The sequence below is a fragment of the Candidatus Palauibacter australiensis genome (genome assembly GCA_026705295.1).
Lineage (GTDB): Bacteria > Gemmatimonadota > Gemmatimonadetes > Palauibacterales > Palauibacteraceae > Palauibacter > Palauibacter australiensis.
Map to the genome: position 1 here is coordinate 1 of JAPPBA010000142.1, position 8,313 is coordinate 8,313.

The 8,313-nt window shown below is 67.4% G+C and carries 9 protein-coding genes; 1 reads left to right on the forward strand and 8 read right to left on the reverse strand.

Translation table 11 applies throughout. From position 1 onward, the window contains the following. Positions 1 to 517: 517 nt before the first annotated feature. The 4 genes from OXN85_11655 to OXN85_11670 are packed head-to-tail and all read right to left on the reverse strand — an operon-like array spanning position 518 to position 4,196. Positions 518 to 1,162, reverse strand: a complete 645-nt coding sequence (locus OXN85_11655) for a serine hydrolase (protein MCY3600610.1) — start codon at positions 1,160 to 1,162, stop codon at positions 518 to 520. A gap of 40 nt (positions 1,163 to 1,202) precedes the next feature. Continuing rightward, positions 1,203 to 2,435 (reverse strand): hypothetical protein, encoded by a 1,233-nt coding sequence (locus OXN85_11660; GenBank protein ID MCY3600611.1) that lies wholly within the window; start codon positions 2,433 to 2,435, stop codon positions 1,203 to 1,205. A 14-nt stretch (positions 2,436 to 2,449) separates the two neighbouring features. After that, the gene (locus tag OXN85_11665; protein ID MCY3600612.1) at positions 2,450 to 3,730 is read right to left on the reverse strand and encodes a 6-bladed beta-propeller; all 1,281 of its coding nucleotides are present in this window, start codon (positions 3,728 to 3,730) and stop codon (positions 2,450 to 2,452) included. Positions 3,731 to 3,749: 19 nt separating this feature from the next. After that, on the reverse strand, positions 3,750 to 4,196 hold the full coding sequence (locus OXN85_11670) for an SRPBCC family protein (GenBank protein ID MCY3600613.1): 447 nt from the start codon (positions 4,194 to 4,196) through the stop codon (positions 3,750 to 3,752). Between the two features lie 131 nt (positions 4,197 to 4,327). Here OXN85_11670 and OXN85_11675 point away from each other — a divergent pair, with 131 nt between their 5' ends. Then, positions 4,328 to 5,011: a DUF2461 domain-containing protein gene (locus tag OXN85_11675; protein ID MCY3600614.1), complete on the forward strand. Its 684-nt coding sequence runs from the start codon at positions 4,328 to 4,330 to the stop codon at positions 5,009 to 5,011. Positions 5,012 to 5,073: 62 nt separating this feature from the next. Here the strand turns inward: OXN85_11675 and OXN85_11680 are convergent, their stop codons facing one another. From OXN85_11680 to OXN85_11695, 4 genes are all read right to left on the reverse strand, one after another. Further along, positions 5,074 to 5,493 (reverse strand): putative toxin-antitoxin system toxin component, PIN family, encoded by a 420-nt coding sequence (locus OXN85_11680; GenBank protein ID MCY3600615.1) that lies wholly within the window; start codon positions 5,491 to 5,493, stop codon positions 5,074 to 5,076. After that, positions 5,490 to 5,714, reverse strand: a complete 225-nt coding sequence (locus OXN85_11685; GenBank protein MCY3600616.1) for an AbrB/MazE/SpoVT family DNA-binding domain-containing protein — start codon at positions 5,712 to 5,714, stop codon at positions 5,490 to 5,492. Before OXN85_11685 ends, OXN85_11680 begins: the two co-directional genes overlap by 4 nt. A 105-nt stretch (positions 5,715 to 5,819) precedes the next feature. Beyond that, complete coding sequence (locus OXN85_11690) at positions 5,820 to 8,066, reverse strand: fused MFS/spermidine synthase (protein ID MCY3600617.1); 2,247 nt, start codon at positions 8,064 to 8,066, stop codon at positions 5,820 to 5,822. Positions 8,067 to 8,080: 14 nt separating this feature from the next. After that, the coding region (locus OXN85_11695; protein MCY3600618.1) for a hypothetical protein at positions 8,081 to 8,313 on the reverse strand (233 nt) is incomplete at its 5' end.

Consider the following 8,313-nt stretch of genomic DNA (forward strand, 5'->3'; position numbering starts at 1 on the left):
CAAATGTTGGCGAAAATAATGGCACACGGGAGGCACGATATTTTTGCGCGGGAAGGTTTTTGGTTTTGACTGATCTGGTGGAGCCTCGGTTTGGGACTGTTCGGTCGGGTCGGGTGTCTCGTGGGGGTGAGGTTGGGCAGGTTGCTGGTTTGTTGGGGTTGCCGTTGTTGCCGTGGCAGCAGCATGTGGTGGATGTGGCGTTGGAGTTGGAGGGTGGGGTGCCGGTTTATCGGTCTGTGACGGTGACGGTGCCTCGGCAGTGCGGTAAAACGTGGCTGGTGGCGGTTTTGATGTTGCATAGGCTGCTTTTTTGGGGTGGTCCGCAGGTTGTGGTGTATGGGGCGCAGTCGTTGGTGGACGCGGCGGGGGTTTGGGAGGGGAAGTTGTGGCCGTTGTTGTCGGATTCGGGGTTGGCGAAGCGGTTTGGGTTGCGTTTGCGGCGGTCTTTGGGGAATTTTGGGCTGGTTTCGGATGTGGGGTCGTCGTTGAGGGTGCTGGCGAAGTCGTCGTCGGCTGGTCATGGGGCGACTGTGGGTTTGGCGGTGTCGGATGAGGCGATGGCGTTGACGGATAATCGGCAGCTCGAATAGGACCATTCGGTCCCGGGCGTCGCGACGAGCGGGTCGTCCCGGAAGAGGTCGAGCGCCTCGAACACCGTCTCGTAGCGCCGCGTGAGGTAGTACTCCGCCTCGATGTCCACGTAGTGCCGGATTCCCGCGAGATGTCCCGCCAGGAGCCGCGTCGTGATCTCCCCCTCGGGCTTGTGGGGGAAGGAGGGGACGTACTCCTGCACCGGCGCGTCGAGGTCGAGTTCGCCCCGCTGGTGAAGGAGCGCGGCGCCGGCCGCGGTCAGGATCTTGGACACGCTCCCGATCCGGTAGCGGGTCTGCGGCGTCGCGGGGCTCCGAAGTTCGAGGTCCGCGTACCCCATCCCCTCCGACCACACGACGCGCCGGTCCACCGATACGGAGATGGAGAGCCCGGGGATGGACATCGCCCGCCGCAGCGAGTCGAGCTTCCCGCGAGAGGTCGCGATGACCTCGGCCCACTGGCCCTGGTCCGTCCGCGCCAGCGGCAACTCCTGCGCCGCGACGCCGGCCACGGTCGCGTGGGCCAGCACAGCGACCGCGCCGACCACCAGCCCTCCGTACCGTCCGCTCAAGGTGCTTCCCTACGATCCGAGATGGGTGCGGCCGGTGGCCTCAATTCACGTCCGGCGGCAGACGCTTCACGACGACAATCTCGATGTCGAGTTCGTCCCGTTCGATGAAGGCCGCCAATCCACCGGGTCCGAACGCGGCCGGGATGTCCGTCGCTTCCCGGGGATAGCTGCCGACGTAACGCCCGTCCGCTTCGAGGACATCGAGGGGGCCGCCTTCGTGGGGTTGGTCGCCGCGGCGGCGGACCCAGATACGACCGTCCCAGCTCGTGCGGAGTCCCCGGATCACCGGAACCTCTTCAGAGAACTCCTGCGACTCGATCATCTCGACCCATCGATCGCCGCTGCCGCCCCCCGTCACCTGCACTCCCCCGGGGGTCCGCGTGACGGAACTTCGACCCATCTCGCTGAGTTGACGGTCCCGTTCGGCCCGTTCCATGCGTTCGGTCACCGGTTCCGGCGCGAACGGTCGCCTGAGGATGTGTGAGACTCCGCTTTCCCGGCTCGCGATCTTGATCGCGTAGGCGGAGGAATCCGAGAAGGCGACTCTAGCGCCGGGCAGCGTGCCCACCCAGAGCCCCGGCTCGAAAGCGCGACGCTCGTTTTCCTCTCCGCGTGGAGGCATCCAGCCCTCCACGATGGTGTCCCGCGCCACCTCCTCTCCCGCGAGGCCGAGGCGCACGATCGGACGCGTGGGAGGACCGGGCCCCCTTTCCGGAGCTCCAACGTACGAGGCGCCAGCCAGTCGCGTGCCCACGACAACCGACTCGCCGCCGCGCTCGGGCCACATCCACGGGACTCGGGCGACGCTGGCGTCACCGCCGAAGCGAACGTGCCGTTCGTACTCACCGTGTTCGTCAAAGATCAGGTAGGCGCGATGGCGGGCGTCCGCGACCACGACCTGCCCATCGGCCAGGACCGCCATCGCGAGCGCAAACTGGAACTCGCCCGGCCCCTCGCCCAGGCGCCCGAACTCGCGAACCAGGCTTCCGTCCGGCCCCACGACCACGATGCGGCCGGCCAGACTGTCGAATACGTACAGGTTGCCGGCGCCATCGAACCCCAGGCCTCGGATCCGTCCAAACTCCTCCCACGGTTCGCCATCGGCGGCACCGACCCGGTACACCTCTTCGAAATCGGCCTCCAGCCAGCGGTCCTCGGCCGGGAGTTCGATGACCTCCTGGGCGCCGGCCCGGTCCGCCGCCGATAGCGCGCTGATGGCAGCGACGCACGCGCCAAGCGCTCGGGTTCCGAGTCGATCTCTCGCAATCCTCATGGCTCTCGTCCACATCAGTTGACCGTACGCGGCAGACGCTTCACGACTACGGTCTGCACGTCCAGTTCGTCCCGTTCGATGAAGGCGGCCAGCCCTTCCGGGCCGAACGCGTCGGGGAGCGGCGTGGCTCCGGTGCGGTAGCTGCCGAGGTAGCGGCCATCCGCGGCAAGGATGTCGATGGGGCCGTCGCTCACGGGCTCGTCGCCCCGCCGCCGGACCCAGATGCGGCCGTTCCAACTCGTGCGCAGGTCTCGCACGATGGGGACCTCTTCGGCGAACTCCAGCGTTTCGATCTGCTCGCGCTCCCAAGCCCCGCCGCTGGTCCCGGATACCACCAGTCCGTCAGCGGACCGGGAGACCGAACCTTCGGAACGATCTTCGATATCCCTCAACCTGCGGTCCTTCTCCGCCTGCATCACGCGTTCCGTAACGGGCTCGGGCGAGAAGGGCCGGGTGAGTATCGTACTGATCCGGCCGCCATCCCGTTCCGCGATCTTTACCGCGTACGCGGAGGAGTCCGAGAACGCGATGCGTCCGCCGGGGAGCACGCCCGCGAAGAGCTCCGGCTCAAATCCTCTCCGGGGGCCACGGCTCATGATTTTCTGCCGCCCTCCGGGGAGGACGTGCTCCCTCAGCCGGGTCCAGGCGGGGCCCCAGACGTCGGCTGCGGGCTCCACCGCCGCCTCATCCCCACTGAGGGAGATCCGTTCGATCGTACGTGGGTCGGGGAAGGCGATCGTGGTTTCGCCCGGCACGGCCCGAAACGCAGAGCCAAGCACTATCGCACCCCGAATGAGAGACTCTCCACCAACCTCGGCGTCCATCTTCCGGACCATCGTGACGCGGCGCATTCGTACCATCCGTTCGAGGTCTCCGGTGGGAGCGAAGATGTGGTAGGCGCGATGTCCCATGTCCGCGACCACGACCCTGCCGTCGCGCATGACCACCATGTCCAGGGCCGACTGGAATTCACCCGGCCCCTCGCCTCTGCGGCCGAATTCGCGAACGAAGTCGCCCTGCGGGTTCACGACGACGACTCGCGCAGCCAGGCGATCGAACACGTGCAGGTTCCCGGCCTCGTCGAACCCCACGCGGCCGATCGTGCCGAACTCCTGCCACGCCTCTCCAAGCGCGGCCCCGACGCGGTAGACCTCCTCGAAGTCGGCCTCAAGCCAGCGGTCCTCGCCCGGAAGCTCCATGACTTCCTGAGCGAGTCCGCCGCTCGCGGTCGCAGACGCCGCCAACGCCGCCAGCAGCGTGGCGCCGATTCGGGTCGGCCTCCCCTTTGCGAGCATGTCGGTCACCCTCTTTCCTCTATCCGGACGCCTCGGCGTATGCCTTCACGGCATCGAGGTCGGCGTCGATCGCCTTGGCGATCACTCTCTTCATGAGCGGCGTGGCGAGTCTGGCCAGGAGCTTGTGAGGCCGCGCCTCCATCACCATGACCAGTCGCGTCCCGCGGCCATCCGGGTCCGGTTCGACGGTGAAGGTCGTGTCCCAGACCGTGCCGCCCGCGTCGGACACGAAGCGAACGTGCTCGTCCTGGACGTATTCGGTCACCTCCAGCTCCGTGGTCGCCCTTCTGCTCCCCATGAGCCGTGTCTCCCGGAAGCGGGCGCCGACGCCTGTCCTTGTCTCCGACAGGAACTCCACGTGTTCGATGTGCGGCACGGCCTTCGAAAAGTTGGAGATGTCGGCGACGGTCGAAAAAACCGTTCCGACCGGGGCGTCGATGGTCCGGCTGAGTTCGGTGCGCGTCATGGCGGGAGGCTTTCCGGTCGATGGCCTGTCGGGTCGATGGGGGATTCCCCGGCTTGTTTCGTTCGGGCCGACGTCCTAGGTATCGGCCCCGCTCATCATACCCGTCTCCCCAGCCGACGAGCCACCGTGCAATGACCGCCTACTTCACGCCCGACACCTTCAGCTTCCTGAGCGAGTTGGCCGCGAACAACGACCGCGAGTGGTTTCTGGCCAACAAGTCGCGGTACGAGGCGGAGGTCAAGGAGCCGGCGCTCCGCTTCATCTCCGATTTCTCCATGCCCCTCGAGGAGATCAGTCCCCACTTTCGCGCCGACCCGAGGGCGAACGGCGGCTCGCTCTTCCGTATCTACCGCGACACGCGTTTCTCCCGGGACAAGAGTCCGTACAAGACCCACACCGGCATCCAGTTCCGGCACGAGGCGGGCAAGGACGCCCACGCTCCCGGCTTCTACCTGCACATCCAGCCCGGGCATTGCTTCACGGGTTGCGGCTCCTGGCGCCCCGGCGGGCCGGCGCTCCGCAAGATCCGCGCGTCCATCGACGAGGATCCGCAGGCCTGGAAGCGGGCCTCGCGCGACGCCGATTTTCGCGGGACCTTCGAGCTCTCCGGCGACTCGCTCGTCCGGGCCCCGCAGGGGTTCAGCGTGGACCATCCCCTGATCGAGGACCTGCGGCGCAAGGACTTCATCGCGGTCGTGCAACTGGGCGAAGAAGATCTGATGTCGGACGATTTCCTCGACCGGTTCAACGCCCTGTGCCGCACCGCCGCCCCGTTCCAGCGCTGGCTGTGCCGGGCGACCGGCGTCTCGTACTGAGGGCGTTCGCCGGGCAAGTCGCTCCCACGCCTGGACCCTGGAGCTGTTCGAGGCCGTGGGGCTCAATCCGACAGCCGCTTGGCAAAGGCCCGCGGCGTGAGAATCGCCACCGGAAAGGCCGGGGCGAGAGCGAGCAGGTCTTCGTCGCCCGTGACCAGCGCGTCGGCGCACCCTGCCACCGACACCTGGAGGAAGATCCGATCGAAGGGGTCGCGGCACTCCGGGACGGGTGGCGGTTCACCGATATCGACCGATTCGCAGTAGGGCAGATAGTCCGCCAGCAGTTCCTCGCGCTCCGCTGCGGCGAGGCGGAACTTCGGATAGCACAGTACGCGGACCAGTTCCGATACGGTGTCGCGGCTCGCGAGCGGCAGAATCGCCCCCGACCGCCACGCGTCACGCAGCCAGGATACGGTTCCCTTCGGGAAGAGAAGCGCGGATACGAGGACGTTGGTATCGAGAACCGTGCGGACCGGCGTCATTCAGCCCGACGGGCCCACGCGACGGCGTCCGCCACGTCGGCATCGGACAACCTCAGTTCGGCCAGCTTTGCCCGCACCGCGTCGGCCCGCGTCAGCCGCACCGGCGTCAGCACGATGCGTCCATTCTCCTCGGTGACATCGAAGTACTCCGTGTTCGGAAAACCCGAGATCACGGCCTTGGGAAGCGTCAACTGGTTCTTGGATGTCAGCTTGGCGAGCATGGTACGGCCTTTTTTCCTGTAAGTAAGAATACAAGGAAAGCATACACGGGCCGGCTCCACCGTTCAAGCCGCCGTCTTGCTCCGACTCGGGCGCGCCGGCAGCAGCTAGCGGGCGGGCATGAAGAAGGCGTCGTTGTCGGTGATGACGGGGCCGCGCCCGATGTAGCGCGCCAGGTCCCCTTCGGCCATCGCCGCGTAGCCGGCGATGGCCTCCGGCGGGCCGAGATCCCGGACGACCATCGGGTTGGCGGCGGCCCGCGTGAGCACCGACTGCATCACGACGGACGACATCGGTTCCCGCGTGGCGACGACATAGCTGTGCGTCGATCCGGTGGACCACAGCACCATGTTGGGGAAGATGTCCCAGACGGTCCGCAGGATGTCGCGATAGTCGTCTTCGCGGACGCCGTGGATCGGGATCCACTGCATGAAGACGCCGTCCTGGGCGAGCCGGCTCTCGATCAACTGATAGAACTCGCTCGTGAACAGCGCCCATGAACTCGCGTTCGCGGGGTGCGTCGCGTCCACCGAGATGATGTCGTACGACTCCTCCGTCCGGAGGAGGAAGTTCCGCCCGTCCTCGACATGGAGCCGAAGCCGGTCGCTGTCGAGCACGTCGTAGTTCTCCTCGGAGTAGACGGCGGCCGCCTCCATCATCTCGGGAGAGAGGTCCACCGCGTCGATGACGGGGATGTCGTGCGTGTTCATCGTCCCGGTGGCGATCCCGTTGCCGAAGCTGAGGACCAGGGCGTTGCGGGCGCCCGGCCGGAGCAGCGGCGGAAGGTGTCCGAGCAGCCTGAACGCCGACATGCTCGCGCGGTCCGTCGGCACCTCGTCGCGGCCGTTGACGAAGGAGATCTTGTAGTTGTCCTCCGGGACCTCGAGCACGGCGACCGTGGTTTCCACGCCCTCCTTGTAGAAGATGAGCCGGTCGACCTCCGTGTAGTACGAGCCGAGATAGAACCCGGTGGGGAGGACTGCGACGGCCACGACCGTGGCCACCACCGCGCCCGCCGGCGCGAAGCGCAGCGCCCGCCGGCCCCCGCGGTCGAAGCGCAGCGCCGCGGCTCCGAGCGCGAGGTTCAGCACCGCCAGCGCCACCGTCGTGTTGCGGAGCCCGAGAACCGGCACGAGCACGAACCCCGCCCCGAGCGAGCCGGCAATGGCTCCCAGCGTATTGAACGCATTCACGCGTCCGATCCGAAGCCCCACGGCCTGCGCCCGCTCGCGGGTGTACAGGCTCCCCACGACGGGGAACAGCGCCCCGAGAAGGACGGTGGGCGGAAAGAGGGTGACGAAGGCGATGAGGAACTCGTAGGCGACGGTGTAGCCGCCGAACCAGTCCTCGAGATGAAGCGAGGGAAGTCGCGCGAAGGCATGGAGGATGAGGACGGCCAGCAGTCCGATCGCGAGTTGGATCGCCCCGAAGTGCCTCAGCGTCGCCCGTCGCCGCCGCAGGACCCAGCTCCCGCCGGCCCCCCCGATCGCGAGCCCGGCCAGGAAGACCGTCAGCATGAGCGAGAACGAGTACGCCGCGTGCGAGGAGTGGATGTAGAGAATCCGCGCCCACACCACCTCGTAGCCGAGCGCGATGAAGCCGGAGATGGCGTACGCGATCGCCACGTAGCGCAGCGCCCCGGCCGAGATCGGGAGCGCCTCCTCCGCGGGCCCGGCAGCCCGTCTGGCGACGACCGCCGCATTCGTCGCGACGTCGCCGGCTTCGCTCGCCCGCGGGGCCCGGGCCAGCCGCATGAGCGCGAGCGCCCCTGCCCCGACGAACAGATTGATCGCCGCACCGAGGAAGACGGTCTCCCGCGCGCCCAGATACCGGAGGAAGACGAGCCCCGTGAGGACGCAGCCCAGCGCGGCGCCCGCCGTGTTCACGAGGTAGAGCCGCCCCACGTCGCTTCCGACGCGCCCGCCGTGCGTCGCGTAGATCCGGCTCATGACGGGCAGCGTGGCCCCGATCAGGAAAGTGGTCGGCGTGAGCACGGCCAGAGAGAGGACGAGCCGGCCCAGCGTGAGCCAGAAGCCGCCGGCCGGGAGGGCATTGCTGAGCCCCGGGTAGAGCGCGTGGAGAGCCCCGAGCAGGAAGGGCGACAGTGCGGCGAGCGCCGCGATCCCCACTTCAAGTGCCGCGTACGTGCGCAGCGGCCGCGCGTGGGCGTCGATTCGCCTGCCCATCGCGTAGCTGCCCAGCGCGAGCCCGATCATGTACGCCCCGATGACCGTGCTGTAAGCGTAGACGCTGACCCCGAATGTGAAGACGGACTGCCGCACCCAGGCGATCTGGTAGATCAGCCCGCTGACCCCCGACAGAAAGAAGAGGGCCAGCAGCGCGGTCCGCCGCATACGGCCGGAGATGCCTACCAGGGCCTTGACGCTTCGTCGTGGAGCGTGGTGGGCAGGCTGTAGGACTGCTCGAAGTCTCCCACGTTGGAGATGTCGAGCATCTCCATGTAGTCGTACCCGGAATCGAGCCTGTGGAATCCCGGAATCCGCTCGAGCGCCACCCTCCTCAGCCGGTGCTTCAACCACAGCAGCAGGCAGGCCCATCGTGGGGATACAGCCGCAGCGACACCGAGCCCTTGGCCAACGG

What these genes read in the sequence shown, in the direction of transcription:
- OXN85_11660 (MCY3600611.1), bottom strand. Translation starts at nt 2,435, where the DNA reads ATGAGGATTGCGAGAGATCGACTCGGAACCCGAGCGCTTGGCGCGTGC.
- OXN85_11665 (MCY3600612.1), bottom strand. Translation starts at nt 3,730, where the DNA reads ATGCTCGCAAAGGGGAGGCCGACCCGAATCGGCGCCACGCTGCTGGCG.
- OXN85_11670 (MCY3600613.1), bottom strand. Translation starts at nt 4,196, where the DNA reads ATGACGCGCACCGAACTCAGCCGGACCATCGACGCCCCGGTCGGAACG.
- OXN85_11675 (MCY3600614.1), top strand. Translation starts at nt 4,328, where the DNA reads ATGACCGCCTACTTCACGCCCGACACCTTCAGCTTCCTGAGCGAGTTG.
- OXN85_11680 (MCY3600615.1), bottom strand. Translation starts at nt 5,493, where the DNA reads ATGACGCCGGTCCGCACGGTTCTCGATACCAACGTCCTCGTATCCGCG.
- OXN85_11685 (MCY3600616.1), bottom strand. Translation starts at nt 5,714, where the DNA reads ATGCTCGCCAAGCTGACATCCAAGAACCAGTTGACGCTTCCCAAGGCC.
- OXN85_11690 (MCY3600617.1), bottom strand. Translation starts at nt 8,066, where the DNA reads ATGCGGCGGACCGCGCTGCTGGCCCTCTTCTTTCTGTCGGGGGTCAGC.